Source organism: Luteococcus sp. H91, assembly GCF_038433135.1.
Classification (GTDB): domain Bacteria; phylum Actinomycetota; class Actinomycetes; order Propionibacteriales; family Propionibacteriaceae; genus Luteococcus.
Genome location: NZ_JBCDMV010000021.1, coordinates 55,476 through 82,376, shown reverse-complemented (window position 1 = coordinate 82,376; position 26,901 = coordinate 55,476). Strand labels below are relative to the sequence as shown.

Annotated in this window: 25 protein-coding genes; 17 read left to right on the top strand and 8 right to left on the bottom strand. The window is 67.5% G+C overall.

Going from position 1 to position 26,901, the window contains the following annotated elements:
• Together sucD and sucC are read right to left on the bottom strand one after the other, a co-directional pair.
• A complete protein-coding gene (sucD, locus tag AAEX57_RS11715) occupies positions 1 to 882 on the bottom strand; it encodes a succinate--CoA ligase subunit alpha (protein ID WP_342092312.1) in 882 nt (293 codons plus the stop codon).
• A gap of 8 nt (positions 883 to 890) precedes the next feature.
• Complete coding sequence (gene sucC, locus AAEX57_RS11710) at positions 891 to 2,075, bottom strand: ADP-forming succinate--CoA ligase subunit beta (protein WP_342092311.1); 1,185 nt, start codon at positions 2,073 to 2,075, stop codon at positions 891 to 893.
• Positions 2,076 to 2,189: 114 nt separating this feature from the next.
• Between sucC and AAEX57_RS11705 the strand changes: the two genes are divergently transcribed.
• Entirely contained in the window at positions 2,190 to 2,570 is a 381-nt protein-coding gene (locus AAEX57_RS11705) for a globin (RefSeq protein ID WP_342092310.1), read from the top strand.
• Between the two features lie 81 nt (positions 2,571 to 2,651).
• Here AAEX57_RS11705 and rfbA read toward each other — a convergent pair whose 3' ends face one another.
• Positions 2,652 to 3,518, bottom strand: coding sequence for a glucose-1-phosphate thymidylyltransferase RfbA (rfbA, locus tag AAEX57_RS11700; protein ID WP_342092309.1), 867 nt, complete (start codon positions 3,516 to 3,518; stop codon positions 2,652 to 2,654).
• 83 nt (positions 3,519 to 3,601) lie between these two features.
• On the opposite strand from rfbA, the gene rfbB reads away from it, so the two are divergent.
• The 8 genes from rfbB to pknB all read left to right on the top strand — a co-directional run bounded on the left by rfbB (position 3,602) and on the right by pknB (position 13,836).
• Positions 3,602 to 4,600, top strand: a complete 999-nt coding sequence (rfbB, locus tag AAEX57_RS11695) for a dTDP-glucose 4,6-dehydratase (RefSeq protein ID WP_342092308.1) — start codon at positions 3,602 to 3,604, stop codon at positions 4,598 to 4,600.
• Positions 4,601 to 5,983: a bifunctional dTDP-4-dehydrorhamnose 3,5-epimerase family protein/NAD(P)-dependent oxidoreductase gene (locus tag AAEX57_RS11690; protein ID WP_342092307.1), complete on the top strand. Its 1,383-nt coding sequence runs from the start codon at positions 4,601 to 4,603 to the stop codon at positions 5,981 to 5,983.
• Between the two features lie 140 nt (positions 5,984 to 6,123).
• Positions 6,124 to 6,837, top strand: a complete 714-nt coding sequence (locus AAEX57_RS11685) for a DUF3662 and FHA domain-containing protein (protein ID WP_342092306.1) — start codon at positions 6,124 to 6,126, stop codon at positions 6,835 to 6,837.
• Positions 6,838 to 6,840: 3 nt separating this feature from the next.
• Positions 6,841 to 7,332 (top strand): FHA domain-containing protein FhaB/FipA, encoded by a 492-nt coding sequence (locus AAEX57_RS11680; protein ID WP_342092305.1) that lies wholly within the window; start codon positions 6,841 to 6,843, stop codon positions 7,330 to 7,332.
• 1 nt (position 7,333) lies between these two features.
• On the top strand, positions 7,334 to 8,770 hold the full coding sequence (locus tag AAEX57_RS11675; RefSeq protein WP_342092304.1) for a PP2C family protein-serine/threonine phosphatase: 1,437 nt from the start codon (positions 7,334 to 7,336) through the stop codon (positions 8,768 to 8,770).
• The gene (locus AAEX57_RS11670) at positions 8,770 to 10,188 is read left to right on the top strand and encodes an FtsW/RodA/SpoVE family cell cycle protein (RefSeq protein ID WP_446721142.1); all 1,419 of its coding nucleotides are present in this window, start codon (positions 8,770 to 8,772) and stop codon (positions 10,186 to 10,188) included. The genes AAEX57_RS11675 and AAEX57_RS11670 overlap by 1 nt, the downstream gene beginning before the upstream one ends.
• Positions 10,185 to 11,612 carry a peptidoglycan D,D-transpeptidase FtsI family protein gene (locus tag AAEX57_RS11665; protein WP_342092302.1) on the top strand — a complete coding sequence of 476 codons (1,428 nt, stop codon included), beginning with the start codon at positions 10,185 to 10,187 and terminating at the stop codon, positions 11,610 to 11,612. The genes AAEX57_RS11670 and AAEX57_RS11665 overlap by 4 nt, the downstream gene beginning before the upstream one ends.
• Positions 11,613 to 11,652: 40 nt before the next feature.
• Complete coding sequence (pknB, locus tag AAEX57_RS11660; protein WP_342092301.1) at positions 11,653 to 13,836, top strand: Stk1 family PASTA domain-containing Ser/Thr kinase; 2,184 nt, start codon at positions 11,653 to 11,655, stop codon at positions 13,834 to 13,836.
• On the opposite strand, the gene AAEX57_RS11655 is transcribed toward pknB, so the two are convergent.
• Both AAEX57_RS11655 and AAEX57_RS11650 read right to left on the bottom strand, forming a co-directional pair.
• Positions 13,833 to 14,480: an aminodeoxychorismate/anthranilate synthase component II gene (locus tag AAEX57_RS11655; RefSeq protein ID WP_342092300.1), complete on the bottom strand. Its 648-nt coding sequence runs from the start codon at positions 14,478 to 14,480 to the stop codon at positions 13,833 to 13,835. The genes pknB and AAEX57_RS11655 overlap by 4 nt on opposite strands.
• A gap of 28 nt (positions 14,481 to 14,508) precedes the next feature.
• A complete protein-coding gene (locus AAEX57_RS11650; RefSeq protein ID WP_342092299.1) occupies positions 14,509 to 15,228 on the bottom strand; it encodes a DUF881 domain-containing protein in 720 nt (239 codons plus the stop codon).
• A gap of 64 nt (positions 15,229 to 15,292) precedes the next feature.
• On the opposite strand from AAEX57_RS11650, the gene AAEX57_RS11645 reads away from it, so the two are divergent.
• A complete protein-coding gene (locus AAEX57_RS11645) occupies positions 15,293 to 15,580 on the top strand; it encodes a cell division protein CrgA (protein ID WP_342092343.1) in 288 nt (95 codons plus the stop codon).
• 7 nt (positions 15,581 to 15,587) lie between these two features.
• Here the strand turns inward: AAEX57_RS11645 and lysS are convergent, their stop codons facing one another.
• Positions 15,588 to 17,054, bottom strand: a complete 1,467-nt coding sequence (gene lysS / locus AAEX57_RS11640; RefSeq protein WP_342092342.1) for a lysine--tRNA ligase — start codon at positions 17,052 to 17,054, stop codon at positions 15,588 to 15,590.
• Between the two features lie 189 nt (positions 17,055 to 17,243).
• Between lysS and AAEX57_RS11635 the strand changes: the two genes are divergently transcribed.
• From AAEX57_RS11635 to AAEX57_RS11620, 4 genes are all read left to right on the top strand, one after another.
• The gene (locus tag AAEX57_RS11635; RefSeq protein WP_342092298.1) at positions 17,244 to 17,528 is read left to right on the top strand and encodes a hypothetical protein; all 285 of its coding nucleotides are present in this window, start codon (positions 17,244 to 17,246) and stop codon (positions 17,526 to 17,528) included.
• A gap of 212 nt (positions 17,529 to 17,740) precedes the next feature.
• The gene (locus AAEX57_RS11630; protein ID WP_342092297.1) at positions 17,741 to 18,814 is read left to right on the top strand and encodes an ABC transporter substrate-binding protein; all 1,074 of its coding nucleotides are present in this window, start codon (positions 17,741 to 17,743) and stop codon (positions 18,812 to 18,814) included.
• Positions 18,815 to 18,832: 18 nt separating this feature from the next.
• Positions 18,833 to 20,566, top strand: coding sequence for an ABC transporter ATP-binding protein (locus AAEX57_RS11625; protein WP_342092296.1), 1,734 nt, complete (start codon positions 18,833 to 18,835; stop codon positions 20,564 to 20,566).
• Positions 20,563 to 22,635, top strand: coding sequence for an ABC transporter ATP-binding protein (locus AAEX57_RS11620; protein WP_342092295.1), 2,073 nt, complete (start codon positions 20,563 to 20,565; stop codon positions 22,633 to 22,635). Before AAEX57_RS11625 ends, AAEX57_RS11620 begins: the two co-directional genes overlap by 4 nt.
• Before the next feature lie 3 nt (positions 22,636 to 22,638).
• Here the strand turns inward: AAEX57_RS11620 and AAEX57_RS11615 are convergent, their stop codons facing one another.
• Entirely contained in the window at positions 22,639 to 23,283 is a 645-nt protein-coding gene (locus tag AAEX57_RS11615) for a glycoside hydrolase family 19 protein (protein WP_342092294.1), read from the bottom strand.
• 103 nt (positions 23,284 to 23,386) lie between these two features.
• Between AAEX57_RS11615 and AAEX57_RS11610 the strand changes: the two genes are divergently transcribed.
• Positions 23,387 to 23,914 (top strand): flavin reductase family protein, encoded by a 528-nt coding sequence (locus tag AAEX57_RS11610; RefSeq protein ID WP_342092293.1) that lies wholly within the window; start codon positions 23,387 to 23,389, stop codon positions 23,912 to 23,914.
• Here AAEX57_RS11610 and AAEX57_RS11605 read toward each other — a convergent pair.
• Positions 23,894 to 24,208 carry a BlaI/MecI/CopY family transcriptional regulator gene (locus AAEX57_RS11605; protein ID WP_342092292.1) on the bottom strand — a complete coding sequence of 105 codons (315 nt, stop codon included), beginning with the start codon at positions 24,206 to 24,208 and terminating at the stop codon, positions 23,894 to 23,896. The two genes, AAEX57_RS11610 and AAEX57_RS11605, sit on opposite strands and share 21 nt — an antisense overlap.
• Positions 24,209 to 24,298: 90 nt before the next feature.
• On the opposite strand from AAEX57_RS11605, the gene AAEX57_RS11600 reads away from it, so the two are divergent.
• Both AAEX57_RS11600 and cydB read left to right on the top strand, forming a co-directional pair.
• Positions 24,299 to 25,831, top strand: a complete 1,533-nt coding sequence (locus tag AAEX57_RS11600) for a cytochrome ubiquinol oxidase subunit I (RefSeq protein WP_342092291.1) — start codon at positions 24,299 to 24,301, stop codon at positions 25,829 to 25,831.
• A gap of 16 nt (positions 25,832 to 25,847) precedes the next feature.
• Positions 25,848 to 26,900, top strand: a complete 1,053-nt coding sequence (gene cydB, locus AAEX57_RS11595; protein ID WP_342092290.1) for a cytochrome d ubiquinol oxidase subunit II — start codon at positions 25,848 to 25,850, stop codon at positions 26,898 to 26,900.
• Position 26,901: the final 1 nt, after the last annotated feature.

The window sequence follows — 26,901 nt, the reverse complement described above, 5'->3', positions numbered from 1 at the left end:
TCACAGCCCGCGCATGATCTGCTTCATCAACTCCGCGGTCTCGGACGGGGTCCGGCCCACCTGCACTCCGGCCGCCTCCAGGGCCTCCTTCTTGGCGGCGGCAGTGCCGGCCGAACCGGAGACGATCGCGCCGGCATGGCCCATGGTCTTGCCTTCGGGCGCGGTGAAGCCAGCGACATAGCCGACCACCGGCTTGCTCACGCTCTGTCGAATGTAGTCAGCGGCCCGCTCCTCCGCGTCGCCACCGATCTCGCCGATCATCACGATCGCATCGGTCCCGGGATCCTCCTGGAAGGCCTGGAGGCAGTCGATGTGCGTGGTCCCGACGATCGGATCGCCACCGATCCCCACGCAGGTGGAAAAACCGAACTCCCTGAGTTCGTACATCATCTGGTAGGTGAGCGTGCCGGACTTGCTGACCAGCCCGATCCGGCCCGGCCCGGCGATCGTCGCGGGGATGATGCCGGCATTGGACTTGCCGGGCGAGATCAGCCCCGGGCAGTTGGGGCCGATCAGTCGCGTCGACGACCCCTCGGCCATCCGATGGAAGCGGGCGGTGTCCCCAACGGGAATACCCTCGGTGATGCAGACCACCAGCTCCATCTCGGCCTCGATGGCCTCCTCAACGGCCTTGCCGGCGTGCGCGGCGGGCACGAAGACCACGGAGACATTCGCACCCGTCGCCTCCCGCGCCTCGGAAACCGACCCGAAGACGGGCACCGGGTCCTCCTCGAAGCGCACCGACTCACCGCCCTTGCCGGGAGTGACGCCGCCGACGATCCGGGAGCCGGACATGATCATCCGCTGGGTGTGCTTGCGCCCCTCGGAGCCGGTCATGCCCTGCACGATGATCCGCGAGCTGTGGTTCAGGAAGATCGACATGACGCTCCTCAGTTCTGCTTCTCGACAGTGGCGGCCAGCTCCGCGGCCTTGCGGGCGGCCTGGTCCATGGTGTCCACGACGGTCACCAGCGGGTGGCCGTATTCGGCCAGGATCTCCCGGCCCACCTCGACGGCATTGCCGTCCAGCCGCACCACCAGGGGCTTCGACGCACGGTCACCCAGCTCGGTGAGCGCCGCGACGATGCCATTGGCCACCTCATTGCAGGCCGTGATCCCCCCGAAGACGTTGACGAAGACGCTCTTCACCTGCTCGTCGGAAAGGATGATCTCCAACCCGTCGGCCATCACCTTGGCACTGGCGCCGCCTCCGATGTCCAGGAAGTTGGCCGGCCGGGGCTTGCCGGGCAGCCCCTCCCCCGCCGCCGCGACCACATCCAGAGTGCTCATCACCAAACCGGCCCCATTGCCGATCACGCCCACCTGGCCGTCCAGCTTGACGTAGTTGAGCCCCTTCTCCTTGGCCCGAGTCTCCAGCGGATCGTCGGCCTCGACGTCGGCCAGACCCGCGTGCTCCGGATGCCGGAAGCTTGCGTTCTCGTCCAGCGTGACCTTCCCATCCAGCGCCAAGATGCCACCGTCACCCGTCTTGACCAGCGGATTCACCTCGACGAGCGTCGCATCCTCGTCCCGGTAGACCTCCCACAGCAGTTTCAGCACCGGGGCGATCCGCACCGCGTCGCGCACCCCGAAGCCAGCCTCCTGCAGAATCTCGCCCGCCTTGTCGTCGTCGATCCCGACCAGCGGGTCGACGCCCACCTTGGCCAGCGCCTCGGGCCGCTCGACGGCCAGTTGCTCGATGTCCATCCCACCCTCGCGGGAACACATCGCCAGGTAACGCCGCTCGGCCCGGTCCAGCAGCAGGGAGAAGTAGTACTCCTCGGCAATGTCGGCACCCTCGGCCACCATCACCCGGCGCACCTCGTGGCCCTTGATGTCCAGCCCCAGGATCTGCTCCGCGGCCGACGCCGCCTCGTCGGGACCCTTGGCCAGCTTCACGCCGCCGGCCTTGCCGCGGCCACCGGTCTTCACCTGGGCCTTGACGACGACCACCCCGCCGCCCAGGTCCTCGGTCGCGCGGCGCGCCTCGTCGGGTGTGCTGGCGACCACGCCGCGCAACACGGGAACACCGTGCTGCTCGAACAGGTCTCGTGCCTGGTATTCGTAGAGGTCCACTCTGACTCCACTGATCAGGGGCGACGAACGCCCGCGTCGGCTAACCTCACCAACGCTAACAAATGTGACGAAGTTCACACCAGATCCGGCGAAAAGTCTGACCAGAATGGCTGCATGAGCGAGAACTTCTACGAGGCCGTCGGCGGGCACGAAACCTTCGAGCGGCTGGTCCGGCGCTTCTATGAGCAGGTGGCCGACGACCCGGAGTTCCGCGCGCTCTACCCGGAGGAAGACCTGGGCCCGGCCGAGGATCGGCTGCGCACCTTCCTGGAGCAGTACTGGGGCGGCCCCAAGACCTACCAGGAGAACCGGGGCCACCCGCGACTGCGTCTGCGGCACAACGTCTTCCGGATCACGCCGATCGAGCGCGACACCTGGCTGCGCTACATGCTGACCAGCCTGGACGAATTGCAGCTCCAGCCGGAGCACGACGCGGCGCTGAGGGATTATCTGACCCGCGCCGCGCACTCGCTGGTGAACACCCTGGAAACATAGAAAGCTGCCCCAACTCTCACGCTGGGGCAGCATTCTGAAGGCTTGCTGTTCACCTGTGGGATGTCACCATTCAGCAGATGTTCAGCGGTTGTCCAGCAGGCCGACCAGGTAGTCACCGTAGCCAGACTTGGCGAGCTTCTCGCCGCGCTGGCGCAGGTCGTCGTCGCTGAGGAAGCCCAGGCGCCAGGCGGCCTCCTCGGGACATCCGACCTGCAGACCCTGCCGGGCCTGGATGGTGCGGACGAAGTTGCCGGCGTCGTTGAGCGAGTCGAAGGTGCCGGTGTCGAGCCAGGCGGTGCCGCGGGGCAGCACCTCCACCTGCAGCTTCTGACGCTCCAGGTAGACACGGTTGACGTCGGTGATCTCGTACTCACCGCGGGCCGAGGGCTTGAGCGACTTGGCGATCTCGATGACGTCCTCGTCGTAGAAGTACAGGCCGGGCACGGCGTAGTGGCTCTTGGGCTGCTTGGGCTTCTCCTCCAGGGAGAGCGCCATCTGGTTCTCGTCGAACTCGACGACGCCGTAGGCCTCGGGATGTGCAACCCAGTAGGCAAAGACGGCGGCACCGTCGATGTCGGCAAAGCGGTTCAGGCGGGTGCCAAGACCGGAGCCGTAGAAGATGTTGTCGCCCAGCACCAGGCAGACCTTCTGCCCCTTGGCGAAGTCCTCGCCGATGGTGAAGGCCTGGGCCAGGCCCTTGGGTTCGGGCTGGACGGCGTAGCTGAGGTTCACCCCGAACTGCGAACCGTCGCCCAGCAGGCGCTTGAAGCCGTCGGCCTCGTGCGGCGTGGTGATGATCAGGATGTCCCGGATGCCCGCGAAGATCAGCGTGGACAACGGGTAGTAGATCATCGGCTTGTCGTAGACGGGCACCAGCTGCTTGCTGTTGGCCATCGTGATGGGATGGAGTCGAGTCCCGGACCCCCCGGCGAGAATGATTCCGTACATGGGCCCAGTCTGGCATCCACAGCGTGTCACGGCTGCTGTCCACGCCGGACCACAAAATCACCACTGCCGGTAGGCTGCCAGCCATGTCCAACATTTTGTGTACCGGTGGAGCGGGGTTCATCGGCAGCAACTTTGTGCGGTACCTGCTGGCAAACTCCGACCATTCCGTAACCGTCATCGATGCCCTTACCTACGCAGGAAACCGCTCGTCATTGGACGGGCTCCCAGCCGATCGTTTCGAGCTGGTGGAGGGTGACATCTGCGACGCTGCGCTCGTCGACAAGCTGGTCGGGGCCAGCGACATCGTCGTGCACTTCGCCGCCGAGTCCCACAACGACAATTCACTGAACGATCCGTCGCCGTTCATCAAGACCAACCTGATCGGCACCTTCACGCTGCTGGAGGCGGTGCGCAAGCACGGCAAGCGTTTCCACCACATCAGCACCGACGAGGTCTATGGAGACCTGGAGCTGGACGATCCGGCCAAGTTCACGGAGAACACGCCGTACAACCCGTCCAGCCCGTACTCCTCCACCAAGGCCGGCAGCGACCTGTTGGTGCGCGCGTGGGTGCGCAGCTTCGGGATCACCGCGACGCTGAGCAACTGCTCCAACAACTACGGGCCCTACCAGCACGTCGAGAAGTTCATTCCGCGCCAGATCACCAATGTGATCTGCGGCATCCGTCCCAAGCTCTACGGCGCCGGCGAGAACGTGCGCGACTGGATCCACGTCGACGACCACAACTCGGCCGTGCTGGAGATCATCAACTCCGGCCGCAATGGCGAGACCTACCTGATCGGCGCCAACGGCGAGAAGAACAACCTCGAGGTCATCAAGCTCATCCTCAAGATGATGGGCAAGAACGAGATGGACTTCGACCACGTCAACGACCGCCCGGGCCACGACATGCGCTACGCCATCGACAACACCAAGTTGGTCGACGAGCTGGGCTGGCAGCCGCAGTACAAGGACTTCGAGAGCGGCCTGCAGGCCACCATCGACTGGTACCAGGCCAATGAGGCGTGGTGGCGCCCCATGAAGGAGGCCACCGAGGCCAAGTACGCGAAGGCTGGTCAGTGAATGGCTGAGCTCGAGGTTCGTACCACCCCGATCCCGGGGATGCTCGTCCTGACGCTGCCGATGCCCGGTGACAACCGGGGCTGGTTCAAGGAGAACTGGCAGCGGGAGAAGATGCTCAAGCTGGGCCTGCCGGACTTCGGTCCGGTGCAGAACAACATGAGCTTCAACACCTCCAAGGGTGCGACGCGCGGCCTGCACGCCGAGCCGTGGGACAAGTACGTGTCCCTGGCGACGGGACGCATCATGGGCGCGTGGGTGGACCTGCGCGAGGGTGACTCCTTCGGCGCCAAGTTCTCCCTCGAGATGGGCCCGGAGACGGCGGTCTTCGTGCCGCGCGGCGTGGCCAATGGTTACCAGGCCTTGGAGGACGGCACCGCCTACACCTACCTGGTCAACGACCACTGGAGCCCCGAGGCCCGCAGCCAGTACACCTACCTCAACCTGGCCGACGAGACCGCCGCCATCCAGTGGCCGATCCCGTTGGACCAGGCCGAGATCAGCGATGCGGACAAGCAGCACCCGCGGCTGGGCGACGTCGTCCCGATGAAGCCCGCCCGCACCGTGGTGCTGGGTGCCAAGGGCCAGCTGGGCCAGTCGCTGATGGCGCTCCTCCCGGACGCGACCGGCATCGACCGTGATGAGCTGGACCTGAGCGACCGCGAGGCCGTGCAGGCGTACAACTGGAATGGCATCGGCACCATCATCAATGCCGCCGCCTACACCGCCGTGGACCTCGCCGAGACCGACGAGGGCCGCAAGGACTGCTGGGCCGCCAATGTGCACGCCGTGCAGAACCTGGTGGAGGTGGCGCGTGAGCGTCGCATGCGCCTGGTGCACGTGTCGTCGGACTATGTCTTCGACGGCACCGTCGTGGAGCACGACGAGGACGAGGCCTTCAGCCCGCTCGGCGTGTACGGCCAGACCAAGGCCGCCGGCGACGCGTTGGTGGCCACGCTGCCGCGACACTACATCGTGCGCACCAGCTGGGTGATCGGTGGCGGCAAGAACTTCGTCGGCATCATGGCGGACCTGGCGAGCAAGGGCGTCAAGCCCACCGTCGTCGCCGACCAGCACGGCCGCCTGACGTTCACGCAGGATCTTGCCGCTGGCATCGTGCACCTGCTGGACTCCGAGGCCGCCCCGGGCACCTACAACCTCACCAACACCGGCGAGGTGCAGTCCTGGGCGGACATCGCCAAGCAGGTCTTCGAGATGTGCGGCAAGTCCGCCGAGGACGTGACCCCGGTCACCACCGAGGAGTACGCCGCCGGCAAGAAGATCAGCCCCCGCCCGACGCACAGCGCGTTGAAGCTGGACAAGATCGTCGCCGCCGGCTTCACCCCGGCCCCGGCCGGGCAGCGCCTGAAGGAGCTGCTGGGCTGACTGGCCCAACGGGCTGATGCCTCTACCTCCGTGGTCCGACATCCCGTTCAGACCCACGGATGTAGGGGCTTCAGCCCAACCCCGGTAGGATCGATCGAGCCAGACGTGACAGATGCGTGAACTTGACCCAAGGAGGGCAGATGGGACTGTTCGATCGGTTCGAGAACAAGATCGAGGGTGCCGTCAATGGTGTGTTCGCGCGCGCCTTCAAGGGCGACGTGCAGCCGGTGGAGATTGCCGCCCGGTTGCAGCGCGAGCTGGATGCCGAGGCGAAGTTGCTCAGCCGCGACAAGCGCCTGGTGCCCAATGAGTTCACGGTGCAGCTCAGTCAGCACGACTACGACCATCTGGTGCCCTATTCCAAAACCCTGACCAGCGAGATCGTCCCCGAGCTGCGCGAGCACGCCGCCGAACGGCACTACGTCTTCAACGGCCCGATCTCCATTGCCTACGAGCTGGCCCCGCAACTGCCCACCGGCCGGTTCACGGTCAGCAGCGCCGCCGTCGCCGGCATCCAGCAGGCCGACGGGCCCGCGTCCACCACCATGATCCGCCGTTCCACCCTCGTGCTTGAGGTCAACGGTGTGCGTCACCCGCTGACCGCCCCCGGCCTGCTGATCGGCCGCGGTTCGGAGGCCGACCTGCGGATCAATGACCCGGGCGTCTCCCGTAGGCACGCCCAGATCCACGTCCGCGGCACCGGTGACGACATCCAGATCAGCATCGAGGATCTGGGCTCCACCAACGGGATCATCGTCAACGGCTCCAAGGTGGCCCAGGCCCAGCTGGACGACGGGTCCCGGATCGAGATCGGCTCCACCCGGATGCTGGTGCACTCCCCGGTTGGGGCGTGACCCTTGCCAGAATTCCTTGCCGCCGCCCTGAGACTCGGCTTCCTGGCCCTGATCTGGGTCTTCATTGCCCTGGCCGCCGGAGTGATCCGCACCGACATCTTCGGTGAACGACCCTCCGCAGGCACCGCTGGGGGCGGTCGACGTCGTTTCGGCCGGAACAAGGCCGCCGCCGCCCAGCCCGCCGCCGTGGAACCCAGGAATGAGATCGCGCGCCAACTGGTGATCACCGAGGGCCGCAGCAAGGGCACCGTCTGCCCGCTGGAAGGCGTGATGGGCCTGGGCCGCGCCCCCAGCTCAACCATCATCATCGACGACGACTTCTCCTCCTCCCGGCACGCCATCCTGCGCCCCGATGCCGACGGCTCCTGGGTGCTGGAAGACCTGAACAGCACCAATGGCACCTACGTGAATGCCGTCAAACTCACCCAGCCGACCCGGGTGGGCCCCGGCGACCTGATCCGGATCGGGCGGACACAGCTCAGGCTGGAGCCCTGACATGACCTTCTCGCTCGACTTCCGGGCCCACTCCGAAGTCGGCCTGGTGCGTCGCAACAACCAGGACTCCGGATACGCGTCGCCCACCATGCTGATGGTGGCCGACGGGATGGGGGGCGCCGCGGCGGGTGACCTGGCCTCCACCGTCGCCATCCGGGAGATCCTGAAGTCCGACGCCCACTACGAGCTCGACCAGACCGCCGAGGTGCTGGCCGGGGCGCTGAGCCGCGCCAACCACAGCATCGCCGACCTGGTGCAGGCCGATCCGGCGCTGGACGGAATGGGCACCACTGTCTGCGGTGCCCTGTTCACCGGCACCGACCTGGGCATGGTGCACATCGGTGACTCTCGGGGCTACCTGCTGCGCGACGGGGTGCTGCACCGGCTCACCCATGACCACTCCTGGGTGCAGTCGCTGGTGGACGAGGGCAAGATCAGCCTGGACGAGGCCGCTGTCCACCCGCACCGCTCCCTGCTGTTGAAGGTGCTCAACGGCCAGGGCGTCCACGAGCCCGACCTGGACCGGGTGGAGCTGATGCCGGACGACCGGCTGCTGTTCTGCTCCGACGGCCTGTGCGGCTTCGTGCCCGACGAGGTGATCCGGCAGATCATGCTGCAGAGCACCGATCTGGACGATGCCATGGCCCAACTGGTGGCCGCCGCCCACCGCGGCGGCGGCGCCGACAACATCACCGTGCTGTTGGCCGACGTGCTGCCGCACAGCGAGGCGCTGGCCGCGCTGGAACCCGTCATCGTGGGTGCCGCACTGGACGGCGAGGTGCCGGAGATCGAGGAGCACACCCTGGTGGGGCTGGTGTTGGACGAATCCGACCTCACCCCGGAGCCGCACGCCACCGGCGAACGCGTCGTCGAGGAACCCGACCGGCGGGTCCTGAGCGAGGCCGAGGCCACCCGCTACGCGCCCAAGGGCGGCCGCCGTGGACCGCTGGTGACCGGGCTTGCCCTGGTGGCCGGCATCGCGCTGGTGCTCGGCGGTGGAGGCTATGGCGCCTGGCACTACAGCCGCACCCAGTACTTCGTCGGCACCCAGGACGAGCAGGTGGCGATCTTCCGCGGCGTGCCCGGCGAGATCCTCGGCGTACCGCTGAGCGAGGTGGCCGAACCGTCCACGGTGCGGGTCGGTGACCTGCCGGTCTTCTTCCAGCAGCAGGTGCGCACCACCATCCCGGTATCCAACCTGGACGCCGCGCACACCACTGTCGCCCAGCTACGCACCCGCGCCGACGCCTGCATCCGCAAGCGCGCCAGCGCCAACACCCAGCCCAGCGCCCCTGGCGGATCCGCGTCAGCCAGCGGAAGCCCGTCGGGCACCCCCGGCCCCACGTTGAGCGCCGATCCGGCCACCCCGGGCCCGGGCCTGCCCGCCCCCCACCCCTCCGCCAGCGAATCGGCCCCCAGCGATCTGGAGGAGTGCTGATGAGCGCCCAGGTGAACGACGGCCTGAACACCGTGCGCTACGTGTATCGGCGCCGACGCAATGTGGAACTCTTCATGGACCTGTTCGCCCTCTGCTTCGGCCTCGGCGGCTGGGCCCTGACCCACCTCAACCTGTACGGCAGCATCCCGGCCAACTGGCCGGTGGTGGTCGGCACCTGGGTGGGGCTCGGTCTGGCGCTGCACCTGGTGGTGCGCTGGAAGTTGCCCTATGCGGATCCGCTGATCCTGCCCAGCGTGCTGCTCCTCAACGGACTGGGCTTGGCGATGATCCACCGAATCGACCAGATCCCGATGCCGGAGAAGCCGGCCCTGCACCGGGCCGACACCCAGGTGATGTGGACCGTGCTCGGGATGATGCTCTTCGTCGGGGTGGTGGTCTGGCTGCGCGACCACCGACGGCTGCAGCGCTTTCCCTATCTGCTCTTCCTGACCGGCCTGGTGCTGCTCCTGCTGCCCTTGGTGCCCGGCCTGGGCGTGGCGCAGTACGGCGCACGGATCTGGATCCGGGTGGCCGGTTACTCCTTCCAGCCCGCGGAGATCGCCAAGGTGGTGCTGGCCATCGCCTTCGCCGGCTACTTCACCGACCATCGCGAGGTGCTGGCGCTGGCCGGCAAGCGCTTCGCCGGGATCGACTTCCCCCGGCTGCGAGACCTGGGGCCAATCGCCATCATGTGGCTCGCGGCCCTGGCGGTGCTGGTCTTCCAGAATGACCTGGGCACCTCGATGCTCTTCTTCGGCCTGTTCGTGGTGATGATCTACATCGCGACGGAGAAGGCCGGCTGGGCCATCCTCGGCCTGGTGATGATCGCCGTCGGCGGCGTGCTGGCCTACCAGTTCGCCGGGCACGTCAAGGTGCGCGTGAGCTCCTGGCTGCACCCCTTCGAGGACTACGAGGCCAACTACCAGGTGATCCAGGCGCAGTTCGGTTACGCCTGGGGCGGTCTGACCGGCCGCGGCTGGGGCCTGGGCCGGCCCGGGCAGACCCCGCTGGCCTGGAGCGACTTCATTGCCGGCGCGCTGGGTGAAGAACTGGGCATCATCGGGCTGATGGGGATCGTGATGGTCTACGCCATCATCGTCTTCCGCAGCCTGCGGATGGCCTTGGCGGCCCACGAGGCCTTCGGCAAGCTGCTGGCCTGCGGGCTGGGCTTCGTCTTCGCCCTGCAGGTCTTCGCCATCATTGGCGGCGTCACCCGGCTGCTGCCGCTGACCGGCCTTACCACCCCCTTCATGAGCCAGGGCGGTTCCGCGCTGATCTCCAACTGGGTGATCGTCGGGATCCTGCTGGTGATCAGCCACCAGGCCCGTCGCCCCGGCGTCACCGCCGCGCCCAGCACCGATCTCAGCTTCGAGAACGAGGACACCTTGCAGATCCCGATCAGCAGGGGGCAGGCATGAACGGTCCGATCCGACGGGTGGCGATCGTCGCCGCCATCATGTTCTTCTCCCTGCTCGCCAATGCCAGCTACCTCTCGGTCTTCCGGGACCAGTCGCTGGACGCGGATTCGCGCAACCGTCGCACCCGCGACGCGGAGTTCGCGATGGAACGCGGCGCCATCCTGGTGGGCAACAGCCCGATCGCCCAGACCAAGCCCAACACAGGACGGTTCAAGTACAAACGCAGCTATGCCGACGGGAGCCTCTGGGCCCCGGTGACCGGCTACTACTCCTACGACTTCGGCCGGGCCGGGCTGGAATCCAGCTACAACACCCAGCTCTCCGGCACCGACGACAGCCAGTTCTTCAAACGGCTGATGGACACCATCACCGGCTCCAAGCCGGCCGGCGGATCGTTGCAGACCACCCTGGACGCCAAGGCGCAGCGGGCCGCCAGCAATGCCCTGGGCACCCGCAAGGGCGCCGTCGTCGCGATCAACTACCGCACCGGCGCGGTGCAGGCCCTGGTCAGCAAGCCCAGCTATGACCCCAATGAGCTGGCCACGACCGACCTCAAGGCCGCCCAGACGGCGTGGAAGAAGCTGAACTCCCAGACCGGCCGGCCGATGAACAACCGCGCCACCAAGGAGATCTACCCGCCCGGCTCCACCTTCAAGCTGGTCACCGCCGCCGCCGCACTGGAGGCGGGTCGCACCGCCGACTCGACGGTGGCCTCGCCTGCGTCGCTGACCCTGCCGCAGAGCTCCACCAAGCTGACCAATGAGGTGGATTGCGGCGGCGCCAACAGCACCATCGACAAGGCGCTGCAGGTCTCCTGCAATACCGCCTTCGCCAATCTCGGCATCGAGCTGGGGGCCGACGCCTTGCGCGAGCAGGCCCAGAAGTTCGGCTTCGACGCCTCCCTGGAGGGCGACCTGAACCCGGTCACCAGCCACTTCCCGGCCAACCCCGACAAGCCGCAGACCGCGATGAGCGCCATCGGGCAGTTCGACGTCGCGGCCTCCCCCCTGCAGATGGCGGTGGTGGCCGCGGGCATCGCCAACGACGGCCAGGTGATGCAGCCCCACCTGGTCAAGGAGGTCCGCAACCCGGACCTTTCGACGCTCACCAAGAATGACGGCAAGAAGCTGCAGCGGGCGATGAGCGAGCAGAATGCCAAGGCGCTGCAGCAGATGATGGTGCACGTGGTGGAGAACGGCACCGGACGACGCGCGCAGGTGAACGGGGTGACGGTGGGTGGAAAGACCGGCACCGCCCAGTCCGATCCCAAGCGCCCGCCCTATGCCTGGTTCGTCGGCTTTGCGCAGGATCCCGACGTGGCCATCGCCGTCTTCATCGAGGACGCACAGGTGCAGCGCAGCGACATCGCTGGCGGCGCGCTGGCCGGCCCGGTCTTCGCCTCCGTGGTGGAGGCACTGAGATGAATCGACCTACCCTGGCCGTTCTGACGAAAGGACAGTCCCGATGACCCAGCACGATGCGGTGCTTGGCGGGCGCTACAAGCTCGACCAGGTGATTGGTCGCGGCGGCATGGCCGAGGTCTGGCGCGCGCTGGACATCAGGCTCGGCCGGGATGTCGCCGTGAAGCGGCTGCGGGTGGATCTGGCCACCGACCCCACCTTCCAGGCCCGCTTCCGCCGCGAGGCCCAGTCGGCGGCCGGGCTGAACCACCCCAACATCGTCTCCACCTATGACACCGGCGAGGAGCCCGACGCCAAGACCGGCGTCGCCGTTCCCTACATCGTGATGGAACTGGTGGAGGGTCACACCCTGCGCGACCTGCTGCGCGCCGATCGCCCGATCCGCCCGGAGAAGGCCTTCGAATGGACCCAGGGTGTGCTGGACGCGCTGACCACCAGCCACAAGGCCGGTATCATCCACCGCGACATCAAGCCCGCGAACGTGATGTTGACCCCCGCCGGTCAGGTGAAGGTGATGGACTTCGGCATCGCCCGGGCGGTGGCGGACACGTCGGCCACCATGACCCAGACCGCCGCGGTGATCGGCACCGCCCAGTACCTCTCCCCCGAGCAGGCCCGCGGTGAGACCGTGGACAACCGCTCCGACATCTACTCGTCGGGCTGCCTGCTCTACGAGCTGCTCTGCGGGCGCCCGCCCTTCGTCGGGGATTCGCCGGTCAGCGTCGCCTACCAGCATGTCCGTGAGGCCCCGGTCCCGCCATCGACGCTGGACCCGGAGCTGACCCCGGAGATGGACGCCGTCGTGCTGAAGTCGCTGGCGAAGGACCCGGCGGACCGCTACCAGAACGCCAAGGAGATGCGCGATGACATCGCGCGGTTGCTGAACGGGCAGTCCGTGCAGGCCCTGGTGCCGCCCGAGCCGGTCGCGGTCACCCCCGCCGTCAGCTCCACCGCGGCCACCGAGGTGGTGCCCACCCCCGCATCCGCGGCCAGCGCCAGCCCCGTCGCCACCGCCACCAGCGCCAACGAACCACTCGTCGAGCCCGAGCCCGAGCTCCAGGAGGATCCGAAGAAGCGCTCCGCGATCGGCTGGATCATCGGCCTGTTGCTGGCCGCCCTGCTGGCCCTGGGCGGGATCAGCGCCTACGTCTTCCTGCGCAACCCGGACGACCCGAACATGGCCGCCGTGCCGTCGGTCTACGGCCAGACCGAGAAGGCCGCCACCAGCGAGCTCACCTCGGCCGGCTTCAGCGCCAAGCCGGTGCACACCAACCTGAAGGACACCACCACCGTCGACCAGGTGGTGGAACAGGATCCGCCGCAAGGCACCAAGGCCAAGAAGGGCTCCACTGTCACCATCACCATCAACGACGGCCCACAGACCAACAAGATCCCCACCGGCATCGTCGGCAAGACGGAGGATGAGGCCCGCAAGGCGCTCACCGACGCCGGATTCAACGCTTCGTACATCACCACCAAGGAGGCCAGCGAGGATCAGGAGAAGGAGCATCTGGACTTCACCAAGGGTCAGGTGGTCACCTCCAATCCCGCCCCAGGTGCCGACGTGGTACCGGCCGAACAGAAGGTGGTGCTCTACCTGGCCACCGGGCAGTCCACCGTGCCGAACCTGGCCGGGCTGAACGCGGAGGATGCCAAGAAGGCCGCCGCCCAATCCGGCTTCAAAGACGTCGTGGTGGAGCACGTCAACGTCTCCGACGAATCCCAGAAGAGCAAGGTGCAGAGCCAGAACCCGGAGCAGGGCGAACAGGCCGACCGCACCCAGATGATCACCATCACGATCGGTGACTACACGCCCAAGGCCACCGCCCCCGCCACGCAGGCACCGGCTGAGGTGGAGGTGCCCAATGTCACCGACAAGGACGAGGCGACCGCCACCGGCATCCTCAAGCAGGCGGGCTTCAAGGTCAAGGTGAACCAGGCCGAGGTGAGCGACGAGAAGCAGAAGGGCATCGTGGTCTCGCAGGACCCGGCCGGTGGCAAGGCCCGCAGGGGAAGCACCGTGACGATCGGTGTCGGAAACTACACGCCACCCACCACCGCGGCCCCCAGCAGCGAGCCGACCGAAACCCAGACCAGCAGCAAACCGGCCGAAACCCAGACCAACAGCAAACCGGCCGAAACCCAGACCAGCAGCAGACCGGCCGACCCGCCCAACACCCAGCCGGCCGGGACCACCACCGGGCCGGCGGCGCAGAAGACCCCCTAGGCCAGCTTCATCAGCGGGGTGAGCCCGGCGGCCCGGCGCACCGCGTCGGCATCGCCGCACTCGGCCAGCCACCGGCCGAGCATCTGGTAGCCGCCCTCGGTGAGCACGCTCTCCGGGTGGAACTGGACGCTCTCGGTCGGGTGATCACGGTGCCGCACGCCCATGATCACGTCATTGGCGGTGCGAGCGGTCACCCGCAGGCAGTCGGGCAGGGTCTCGGGCAGGATCGCCAGCGAGTGGTAGCGGGTGCAGGTGATTGGGCTGGGCAGATCCGCGAAGACGCCGTCGTGCTTGTGGAAGACCTCGCTCACCTTGCCGTGCAGCAGTTCGGGGGCGCGATCCACGACGCCGCCGAAGGCCACCGCCATCGACTGCAGACCCAGGCAGACCCCGAAGATCGGGATCCGGCCGCTCAGGCTGCGCACCACGTCGATGCAGACGCCGGCATCCTCGGGCGTGCCCGGCCCGGGCGACAGCAGCACGCCGTCGAAGGTCTCGGCCCAGGCGTCGGTGAACCTGCCGCCGGCCAGGAAGCGCTCGTCGTCATTGCGCCACACCTCCACCTCGGCACCGATCTGCGCCAGGTACTGCACGAGGTTGTAGACGAAGCTGTCGTAGTTGTCGATCACCAGGATGCGGGCCATGGCGACCATTCTGGCCGACGCAGCCGGGTCACCGCTGCGCCGTGGCGCCCCTGAGATCCAGCGCATCCGAGTACCCCGGCATGGTGACGCTTGCCAGTCGCTCCTGCTTCCACCCCAGCCGGTAGGCGTCAACATATTCCCGGTAGATCGCCACATCGCGGCTACCCGCCAGGGTGGCGCTCAGCCGCTGCGGGTCTCCGATCGCGGTGATCACATAGGGCGGCGCATAGGGCACGCCGCGCAGCACGACGGTATTGCCGACACACTTGATGCCGGTCAACGAGCTCACCCGCTGCCCCTGGATGGTCATCGCCTCCGCGCCGCCCAGCCACAGCGTGTTCACCACCATCTGGATGTCCTGCTGGTGCACCACCAGCAGGTCCTCGTCGATGCTGATCGGCTTCACACTCAACGGGGCATCGGTCAGGGTCACCCGGACCGCGGGGCCGTGGACCGGTGTCATCGCGGCCTCGGCCGCAGCGGCCTCCAGCTGCGGGCGGCCAACTCCCCCGTCGATACCGGCCCGGCTGGTCAGCTCGTCCACCTCGGCACGCTGCGTGGCCACCCGTTCGGCGAGCTCCACATTGCGCCTCGCCTGGCTGCGCACCAGCCCCGCCAGGTCGTCGTTGCGATCCGGCCGCAGATCCCGGCCGCCACTGGTCTGGGCGCTGACCGTCATCATCAGCCCCACCAGGGCGAGCACCAATACCGACGCGAGTCGGCGCAGGAATCGGGCTTTCGGGGGCACGTCAACTAGGCTACCGGCAGTGAACCGGCCACCCGCCGGTCAGCGCGCCAACCAGGAGAAGGTCTTGCCCGAGTCGAAGGTCCGGAAAGATGCCGCCGCCAAGCACAAGGCGGAAGCCAAGCGGGAGCTGGCGGACAAGCGCCGCGATCGCGAGCGCCACACCCCCACCCGCAGCACCGCGTGGGTGCCGTGGGCCTTTTCCATCACCGGTCTGCTCGGCGTCGCCTGGCTGGTGGTCTTCTACATCGCCGGCGACAGGATCCCCGGCATGCGTGAGCTCGGCAACTGGAATGTGCTGGTGGGCATGGGGCTGATGATGGCGGCCTTCGGCCTGGCCACCCTCTGGAAGTAGGCCCCGCTCACCCCTGCGGCTTGAGCAGCGGGAACAGGATCGTCTCCCGGATGCCGGCATTGGTGAACAGCATCACCAGCCGGTCGATGCCCAGGCCCAGGCCGCCCATTGGCGGGCAGCCGAATTCCAGGGCGTTCAGGAAGTCCTCGTCCAGCTGCATCGCCTCGGGATCACCCGCGGCGGCGGCCAGCGACTGCTTGGTCAGCACCTCGCGCTGGACGACGGGGTCCACCAGCTCGCTGAAGCCGGTGCCGCGCTCCATGCCACCGATGATCAGGTCCCAGGCCTCCACCAGGCCGGGCTCGCTGCGGTGCGGGCGGGCCAGCGGCTGGGCGATCGCCGGGTAGTCGCAGACGAAGGTGGGGTTGATCAGCGTCGGCTCCACCACCTCACCGAAGAGCTCCATCGCCAGCTTGCCGGCCGACCATTTCGGGTCGTGGTCGATCTCCCGCTCCTCCAGCAGCTGGACAAGCCGCTCGGCGGGGGTGTCGATGGTGATCGTCTCCCCCAGCGCCTCGGACAGGCCCGGGTAGAAGCTCAGCCACGTCCACTCGCCGTCCAGGTCGATGGTGCCCTTGTCGGTGGCGATCTGGTGGATGCCGGTGGCCTCGGCGGCCGCCATCACGACGTCCTTGATCACGTCGGCGATGGTGAACTGGTCACCCCAGCTCATGTAGGCCTCCAGCATGGAGAACTCGGCCGAGTGCGAGGAGTCGATGCCCTCGTTGCGGAAGATCCGTCCCATCTCGTAGACCCGGTCCGCTCCGCCCACCATGGCGCGCTTGAGGTACAGCTCCAACGCGATCCGCAGAGTCATGTCGATGTCGAAGGCGTTCAGGTGGGTGTTGAAGGGGCGCGCGGCGGCACCGCCGTGCACCAGCTGCAGCGTCGGGGTCTCCACCTCCAGGAAGCCCTGCGCGTCGAGCGTGCGACGGATCGCCTGGTAGATCGCGGCGCGGGTGCGCACCATTTCCCGAGCCTCCTCGCGCACCACCAGATCCGCATAGCGCTGGCGAACCCGCGCCTCCTCGGAGAGTTCCTTGTGCAGCGTGGGCAGCGGGCGCAGCGCCTTGGAGGCCATCTTCCACTCGGCGGCCATCACGGACAGCTCACCACGACGGGAACAGATCACCCGGCCCCGCACCCAGACGAAGTCACCCAGGTCGACGTCGGCCTTCCAGGCGGCCAGGGCCTCCTCGCCCACCTCTGCCAGGCTGAGCATCACCTGCAGCCGCTCGCCGGAGTTCTCGTGCGTGAAGCCGTCCTGCAGCGTGGCGAAGGCCAGCTTGCCGGTGTTGCGGATGAAGACCACCCGACCGCCGATGGTCACCTCGTCGCTGGTCTCCTCACCGGCGCTCAGCTGGCCCCACGCCTGGCGCACCTGCGCCAGCGTGTGGGTGCGGCGCAGGTCGGCCGGGTAGGCCTGCTGCCCGGCGGCCAGGATCCGCTCGCGCTTGTCGCGTCGCACCTGCATCTGCTCGGGGACGGAGGCCTCGACGGCGGGGCTGGCGGACTGGGGCTGGTTGTTCTGGCTCACCGGCACAGCCTATCCGTCGCGCCTGCCATTCCGCGAAGCGCGTAATGGGCTGCGCCGCCCCCCGGGCACCTCTAGCGTGGGGCGCAGATCGATCCGCGCACGCCAACCGCACGCCAAGGAGAAGTCATGAGCGAGAACAATCGCTTCGCCCCGGACGCCGACCAGGATCCCGGCCAGCTGGGCCAGATGATGGGGGGCGCCGAGAACCTCGACCTGCAGCCCACCGGCGACGATGTTGCCCCCAGCCCCGTCGAGTCCGTCGGCGAACCCCGTCAGGACGACAGCCAGGCCGACCGGGTCCGCGAATCCGGGCTGCCCGACGATGGCCCCTACGGCCGCGACAGCGACGGCAACCACCTGGGCAATGAGGACGGCGCGGTGCAGACCGGGCTGGACCAGCAGCAGTACTGAGCCGCCGCACTGACCGGCTGCGCCAGCGCGCATCCTTGACGCCGATGCCATCGGCGATGACCTGCCACTGCACCACGGACAGGTCCCGAGCGATGGCATCGGCGTCGACTTGTTCCACCGGGCGCCGTGTTGGCCGCGCTGACCCGGCCGACGGTTAGCCTGCAGTCCCCCGTGATTGGAACTCTCCGCAACCAGTGAAAGAGCGTGTCCCGATGTTTCGATCCATCCGCGTCAGCGCCGCCATGGGCCTGCTCGGCAGCCTCGTCCTGGCAGGGTGCAGCACCAGCAGACCCACCACCACCTCGACGCCTGACCCGCTGCCCACGACGGCCAGCTCACAACCGTCGCTGAAGCCCAGCTTCCCGTTGACCATCACCAACTGCGGCCGCCAGCTGCGCTTTGACCGGGCCCCGCAGCGAACCGTGGCGCTCAGCCAGGCCTCGGCGGAGACCCTGCTCTCGCTCGGGCTGGAGGCTCAGGTGGCGGGCACCGCTGGCTGGACCGACGACGTGTTGACCCCGGTGGCCAAGGTGAACAAGACCGTGCCCCGGATCAGCCGCGAGACGCCGAAGATGCCCGCGGTGCTGGCCAAGAAGCCCGATCTGGTCACCGCCTCCTTCACCGAAGCCCTGACCGAGGAGCGGGCCGGGAGCCCGTCGCAGTACGCCGCACGCAAGGTGCCCAGCTACATCTCGCCCACCGGCTGCGCGGCTGGCGGGGATCCCAATGACTCGTCGGCCAAGGGTGCCCGCAAGACCAAGTTCCAGATGAAGGAGGTCTACCAGGAGATCAATGACCTGGCGCGGATCCACGGCGTGCCCCAACGAGGCGCCGATCTGGTGACGGATCTGGACAAGCGACTGGCGTCGGTGGTGAAGGCCTCCCCCAGTCGCAAGCCCACGGTGGTCTTCTGGTTCTCCGGGATCGAGGAGCCGCGAGTGGCCGGCGGCACCGGAACGGCGCAATTCGTCAGCGACCACCTGGGGCTGACCAACATGTACGCGGACCGCAAGGAGCAGTGGGCCGAGGTGACCTGGGAGGACGTCGCGCGCAAGAACCCGGACATCATCGTGATCGCCAGCCTGGATCGCAAGGACGAACCGGCCGAATACGCCCCCGGCAAGATCTCCACCCTGGTGAAGAATCCCACCACCGCGACGATGAAGGCCGTGAAGCAGGAGCAGTACATCACGGTGCAAGGAGTGGAGCTCAGTCCCTCCCTGCGCACGGTGGACCTGGCCGAGAAGATGTCCACGGGCTTGTTCCAGTTGGGGCTGGTGCACTGAAGGCGCTTGAATGAGCGAGTGCTGATCAAACTCATCAATCGCTACATCAAGCCCTACTGGGGTCTGATCGGCATCGTGCTGCTGCTCCAGCTGGTGGCCACCATCGCCTCGCTCTACCTGCCCAACCTGAACGCCCGGATCATCGACCAGGGCATCGCCAAGGGCGACACCCACTACATCTGGACCCACGGCGGCTGGATGCTGGGCGTCAGCCTGGTGCAGGTGCTGGCGCAGGTGGCGGCCACCTGGTTCGGCGCCCGCGCCGCCATGCAGTTCGGCCGTGACGTGCGCGCCGCCATCTTCGGCCGGGTGCTGGGCTTCAGCTCCCGCGAGCTGAACCACTTCGGCGCCCCGTCACTGATCACCCGCACCACCAATGACGTGCAGCAGGTGCAGCAGCTGGTGCTGATGACCTGCGTGATGATGATCAGCGCCCCGATCACCATGGTGGGCGGCGTGATCATGGCCGTCCGGGAGGATCCCGGGATGAGCTGGCTGATCGTCGCCGCGGTGCTGGCCCTTGCCCTGGGGGTCAGCCTGCTGATCTGGCGGGTCACCCCGCTCTTCGGCGTGCAGCAGACCCGGATCGACGCCCTCAACCGGGTGCTGCGTGAGCAGATCACCGGCATCCGGGTGGTGCGCGCCTTCGTCCGGGAACCTCACGAGGCCGCCCGCTTCGAACGGACCAATGCGGATCTGACCAGCACCACCACCAGCGTCGGGCGGCACATGGCCACCATGTTCCCCTTCGTGATGCTGATCATGAACCTGGGCTCGGTGGGCGTGATGTGGTTCGGCGGACACCGGATCTCCGACGGCCACATCCAGGTGGGCCAGCTCACCGCCTTCCTCACCTACCTGATGCAGATCCTGATGAGCGTGATGATGGCGACGATGATGCTGGTCTTCGCGCCCCGCGCCGCGGTCTGCGCCGGCCGGATCATGGAGGTGCTCGAGACCGAGAGCACCGTCGTGCCGCCCGTCGACGGCGTCACGCACCTGCCCGGCCAGGGTGTCCTGCAGTTGCGCGACGTCGAGTTCAGCTACCCGGGCGCCGAGGCCCCGGTGCTGAGCCAGATCTCCTTCGAGCTGGCCCCGGGCCAGACCACCGCGATCATCGGCGCCACCGGCTCCGGCAAGTCCACCCTGGTCAACCTGATCCCCCGGCTCTTCGACGCCACCGGCGGCCAGGTGCTGGTGGACGGCATCGACGTGCGGGAGCTGGATCCGGACACCCTGTGGGCGCGGATCGGCCTGGTTCCGCAGAAGCCCTACCTGTTCAGCGGCACCGTCGCCTCCAACCTGCGCTACGGCAAGCCCGATGCCACCGACGACGAGCTGTGGGCGGCGCTGCAGACCGCACAGGCCGCGGACTTCGTCCGGGAGATGGACGGCCAGCTCCAGGCCGAGATCAGCCAGGGTGGCACCAATGTCTCCGGCGGCCAACGGCAGCGGCTCTCGATTGCCCGGGCGCTGGTGAAGAAGCCCGGCATCTACGTCTTCGATGACTCCTTCAGCGCATTGGACGTCGCCACCGACGCCCGGCTGCGCGCCGCCCTGAACCGACAGACCGCCGACGCCGCCACCCTGATCGTTGCCCAGCGTGTCTCCACCATCCGGGAGGCCGACCAGATCCTGGTGCTGGAGGACGGCCGGATCATCGGCCGCGGCACCCACGACGAACTGCTGGCCAGCTGCCCCACCTATGCGGAGATCGTCGACTCCCAGCTGAGCGCCGAGGAGGCAGCATGAGCAAGCACGCGCAGACCGACGCGCCCGAACGCGACGACACCCCCGTAACTCCCCGGCGCGGCCTGGACGAGACCCTGAACGCGGACCAGCAGGCGGCCCTGGCGGTGGACAACGAGACCGCCCCCGCCCGCCCCAAGCACGGCGGCGGGCGGCGACAACACGGCCCGATGGGGATGGGTGCCGCCGTGGAGAAGCCGGTCAACTTCGGCGTCTCGCTGCGCCGGCTGCTGGGCCACCTGCGTCCCGAGCGCACCCTGATCCTGCTCACCATGACGATGGCCGCCGTCGGCGTGCTGGCCAATGTGGTGGGCCCCAAGATCCTGGGCCGGGCCACCGACGTGATCTTCGCCGGCGTGCTGGGCAAGATGCTGGGCGCCCAGGCCCCGGCCGGCACCCCGACCGCCGCGATCCTGGAGAAGATGCGCGCCGCGGGCCAGGGCGACCTGGCGGACATGGTGCAGAAGATGAACGTGGTGGTGGGCCAGGGGATCGACTTCGATCGGTTGGGCCGGATCCTGCTGCTCGCCCTGGGCCTGTTCGTCGCGTCGGCGCTGCTGGCCTTCCTGCAGGGTTGGCTGCTGAACGGCGCCGTGCAGCGCTCCATCTACCGGATGCGCCAGGAGGTCAGCGCCAAGCTGGATCGGCTGCCGCTGAGCTACTTCGACAAGCAGCCCCGCGGGGAGCTGCTCAGCCGGGTGACCAATGACATCGACAATGTCTCCCAGACGCTGCAGCAGACCCTCTCCCAGCTGCTCAATGCCCTGCTGACCCTGATGGGCGTGCTGGCGATGATGTTCTGGGTGAGCTGGCAGCTGGCGCTGGTGACGCTGCTGATCCTCCCGATCTCTGGTGTGCTGGCCGGCGTCATCGGCAAGCGCTCGCAGAAGCTCTTCGCCCAGATGTGGAAGTCCACCGGTGAGCTCAACGGGCACATCGAGGAGGCCTATTCCGGGCACGCCCTGGTCAAGACCTTCGGCCGCCAGCGAGAGGTGGAGGCGGTCTTCGCCAAGCACAACGACGGGCTGTTCAAGAGCGCCTTCGGGGCGCAGTTCATCAGCGGCATCATCATGCCGGTGATGTTCTTCGTCGGGAACCTGAACTACGTTGCCATCGCCGTGATCGGCGGGCTGAAGGTGGCCTCGGGCTCGATGCGACTGGGCGATGTGACCGCCTTCATCCAGTACTCCCGGATGTTCACCCAGCCGGTCACCCAGGTGGCCAGCATGAGCAACCTGTTGCAGTCCGGGGTCGCGTCGGCCGAGCGGGTCTTCCAGGTGCTCGACGCACCGGAGCAGTCCGCCGAGGCGAGCGGTCAGCTGCCGCTGCCGACCACCGGCCGGGTGGTCTTCGAGCACGTCGACTTCCGCTACCTGCCGGATCGGCCACTGATCAATGACCTGAACCTGGTGGCCGAGCCGGGCCAGACCGTCGCCATCGTCGGCCCCACCGGAGCCGGCAAGACCACCCTGGTGAACCTGCTGATGCGCTTCTACGAGCTGCAGGGCGGGCGGATCACGCTGGACGGCGTCGACATCTCCACCGTGCCCCGACGCGAGCTGCGCGACCGGATGGGCATGGTGCTGCAGGACACCTGGCTGTTCGGCGGCACCATCCGGGAGAACATCGCCTACGGCAGGCCCGACGCCACCGAGGAGCAGATCATCGCCGCCGCCACCGCCGCCTATGTGGACCGCTTCGTGCACTCACTGCCAGACGGGTACGACACGGTGATCGACGAGGAGGGCTCCAATGTCTCGGCGGGCGAGAAGCAGCTGATCACCATCGCCCGCGCCTTCCTCAGCGACCCGGCGATGCTGATCCTGGACGAGGCCACCAGCTCCGTCGACACCCGCACCGAGGTGCTGGTGCAGCACGCCATGGCCGCGCTGCGCACGGATCGGACCAGCTTCGTGATCGCCCACCGACTGAGCACCATCCGCGACGCCGACCTGATCCTGGTGATGGAGAATGGCGCCATCGTCGAACAGGGCACCCACCACGAACTGCTTGAGGCGAAGGGCCACTACCACGAGCTCTACCAGAGCCAGTTCGCGGCGCCGGTGGGGTGAGGCTCAGCGCCGTGCGCAGACGGTCTTGCGGGGAGCGTTCTTGCCGCTGAGGATCTTGTAGGCCCGCTTGAAGTCCGCGCAGCGCTCTCGGTCCTCCCGGGCGCTGGGTGCATAACCGATGTTGCGGTTGACCCGCCCCATGTCAAAGCGGTCGGCGGCCCGGTTGGTGCCCGGGCGAAGCTCGGTCCAGTACCAGGTGGCGATGGCGGCCGAGTACCGCGGCGAGGCGGCCGCATTGGGATTGCGCTCCAGGTTCACGCCGAACTCGCGGCTGGCAGCGCCGTAGTTCCAGGAGCCGGTCAGCTGGATGTAGCCGCGGCCCTTGTACCGAGCGCGCACACCATCCTCATGCGCGCTCGGATCCATCCGGCTCTCGTTGACCAGGGTGGCCAGGAAGGCGGCCTTGCGCTGCGGGGTGGTGATCCCGGCAGCACGCATCTCCCGATTGAGGGCCGGCAGGTTCTTGGCCACCCGCGGATGGTTGGACACCCGGGCACCGAACATGGCCTTCAACTGGGAGTGGGTGACATCGCCCTTGGCGGCCTCGGCCGGCGACGCCGCCGACAGCTGCAGGCCCGCGGCCAGCGTCAGGCCAGCGACAAGGGGAACGATCGGGCGGATGATGTGCTTGTGCTGCGCAGCGCTCACGGGGGAGTCTCTCTGTGTCTGTGCTGTGGGGCAGGACCAGTCTTGCATGAAAATTGACTGAGAAACCAATTCAGGATCATCTCATGATGCACGAAGGAGATCGATGAGCATCCACCCCGAACACCCCTTTGACGACGGTCGACGCGAGCCCGCCCGACAGTTGCGCGCCCGACTGGGTTCGCGGGTGTGCCTGCTGACCGCCGGCGAGGGGCGCACGCGAGCGGGCTGGACGGTAAGCGCCGTCCTGCTGGTGGACGGCGATCCGTGGCGGGTCCTTGCCCTGGTGGATCCCGACAGTGACCTGTGTGAACGGGCCGAAGGGACCGGGTGCGCCGTGCTGCACCTGCTGGCCGACGACCATCGCTTCCTGGCCGACGCCTTTGCCGGCCTGGCCCCGGCCCCCGGCGGGCCCTTCACCCTGGCCAGCTGGGAGCAGTGCGGCGCGGGGCCGCGGCTGATGGAGGTGGCCAACTGGGCCGAGCTCAGCCTGGAGAGCGCGCAGGATCTTGGCTGGTCACGCCAGCTGGTCTTCACCGTCGACGAGGCCCACACCGGCACCGACGAGGCGCCCCTGCACCACCTGCGCGGCCGCTACCGCACCCTGGGCCCCTCAGGTGAGGGCTCGTCGTAGGGTCTCCTGCTGGGCCCCGGTCAGGGTCTGGGCGAAGCGGGTCAGGGAATCCGCCTGGTCCGGCCCGGCATGGCTCAGGGCGTCCTGCATGGAGGCCACCACCAGCTCCGCCCGGCTGCGTCCGGCGGTGTACAACCAGAGCCGACCGGCCCGCTCGCGGTGCACCACACCCTTCTTGGCCAGTCGATCCAGGACGGTCATCACGGTGGTGTAGGCCAAGGTCTTCTCACTCAGCAGACTCTCATGAATTTCTCGGACGGACGCGGGTTTTCCTTGCTGCCATAGCTTTTCCATGATGCGCGTCTCAAGCTCCCCAAGTATGGCCATGGACGCAGTCTAGAACGAAGATGGCTACCTACGACAAGAGGTAGTAACGTCCGCCTCATGGACGCTCAGGTCATTGCCAGATGGCAATTCGGGATCACGACGGTCTACCACTTCCTGTTCGTTCCGCTGACCATTTCGCTGTCGATGCTGGTCGCGGTACTGCAGACGATCTGGTACAGGACCGGTAATGACAACTTCCTTCGCCTCACGAAGTTCTTCGGGAAATTGTTCCTGATCAATTTCGCCGCGGGCGTCGTCACCGGCATCGTGCAGGAGTTCCAGTTCGGCATGAACTGGTCCGAGTACTCCCGCTTCGTCGGCGACGTCTTCGGGGCCCCGCTGGCGCTGGAGGCGCTGCTCGCCTTCTTCCTGGAGTCCACCTTCATCGGCCTGTGGATCTTTGGCTGGGACAAGCTGCCCAAGAAGCTGCACCTGACCGCGATCTACCTAGCCGCGATCGGCACCATGCTCAGCGCCGTGTTCATCCTGGCCGCCAACAGCTGGATGCAGAACCCCGTGGGAGCCACCTTCCGCAATGGCCGCGCGGAGCTCACCGATTTCGGCGCCCTGCTCACCAACCCAGTCTTCCTGGTCACCTTCCCGCACCAGATCAGCGCCTCCTACATGGTGGGTGGCGGTCTGGTTGCCGGCCTGGCCGGCTGGCACCTGGCCCGGCTGAACAAGGCCCGCAAGAATGCCCCCGAGGGAACCGACCTGCACTACACCGGCACCACGGTGAAGGCCGAGCACATCGAGCGCGACATCACCACCTGGCGCTGGGCGGCCAAGTTCGGCGCCCTGGTGCTGCTGGCCGCCTCGCTCGCCGTGATGGGCTCGGGAGACCTGCAGGGCAAGGTGATGACCACCGTCCAGCCGATGAAGATGGCCGCCGCCGAGGCCCACTACGAGACCGAGGACAGCCCCGACTTCTCCGTCGTCACCGTCGGTTCGCTGGACGGCACCAAGGAGGTCTGGTCCATCAAGGTGCCCAAGCTGCTGGCCTTCCTGGCCCACGGCAACTTCGACTCCCAGGTGCAGGGCATCAATGACCTCACCCAGCAGTACCAGGACAAGGGCTTCATTCGCGACGACGGCACCCAGACCGAGCTGCAGAAGCAGTATGCCGAGGTGCTCAAGCAGATGCCCGTCGACGCCCGGCCCAATGTGGTGGTCAGCTACTGGACCTTCCGGATCATGATGGGCCTCGGCTTCGCCGGCATGGCCATCTCCGCGTGGATCCTGTGGGCGCTGCGCAAGGGTCGCAACCCGATGCCCGGGCGCGTGTGGATGCTGGCGATGGGGATGCTGCCCTTCCTGCCGGTCTTCGCCAACTCCTTCGGCTGGATCTTCACCGAGATGGGTCGCCAGCCGTGGATCGTGGCCGGCGTCCTGCCCACCTGGACCGCCGTCAGCCCGTCGGTCAGCACCGGCGAGGCGATCACCACGATGGTGCTGTTCACCCTGGTCTACGGGGCGCTGGCCGTCGTGGAGTTCGGGCTGATCCTGAAGTGGAACCGGGCCGGCCTGCCCGAGGTTGCCCCCGTCGAGATCAACCAGGACGAGGATGCTCCCTTGTCCTTCGCGTACTGAGGAAGGTTGAGCACCCATGACCCCCATGCATGCCGACCCGACCACGCTGCAGATGGTGTGGTTCGGTCTGTCCGCCGTGCTCTGGCTCGGCTACCTCTTCCTGGAGGGCTTCGACTACGGCGTCGCGATGCTCTTCCCGATCCTGGGCCGCAATGACGCCGACCGTCGGGTGATGATCAACACCATCGGGCCCGTCTGGGACGGCAATGAGGTGTGGTTGCTGACCGCCGGTGGCGCCATGTTCGCCGCCTTCCCCGGCTGGTACGCCTCCTTGTTCAGCGGCCTCTACCTGCCGCTCTTCCTGGTGCTGGTGGGCCTGATCCTGCGCGGCGTCGCCTTCGAGTACCGCGCCAAGCGGGACAGCGCCCAGTGGAAGGCCGGGCTGGACTGGTGCGCCACCATCGGCTCCTTCCTGCCCTCGCTGGTCTTCGGCGTCGGCTTCGCCAACTTCGTCAAGGGCATCAAGGTGGGCTCCGACCAGCTGATCGCCCAGGGCTTCTGGAGCCTGTTCAACCCCTTCGCCCTGCTGGGTGGCGTGCTCTTCGTGGTGCTCTTCCTGGCCCACGGCGCCGTCTTCATTGCGCTCAAGACCAAGGGCAGCATCCGCATCAAGGCCAATGCCTTTGCCCTCAAGGCCACCCTGGCCGCCGCGGTGCTGATGGCCGCCTTCGTCGTCTGGCAGAACATCGCGTGGCCGGCCGCCGAGAGCTCCTGGCTGGGCACCGCCGCCACCGCCTTCTGCTGGGTGGCCGGTTCGATGGCCGTCGCCTTCCTGTTCCTCTCCTTCGCGATGGTGAAGCAGAACCGCGACGGCTACGCCTTCCTGTTCACCGGTCTGGCGATCGCCGCCCTGGTGATCGACATCTTCGTCAAGATGTACGGCAACCTGGGCTTCATCAGCCTGGACGCCGCCAAGCCGCTGGACATGACCACCGCCTCCAGCTCGCCGTACACGCTGACGGTGATGACCATCGCCGCCGGCTGCGCGGTGCCGGTGGTGCTGGGCTACCAGGCGTGGAGCTACTGGGTCTTCAGCAAGCGGATCAGCACCAAGAACCTGCCCGCATAGA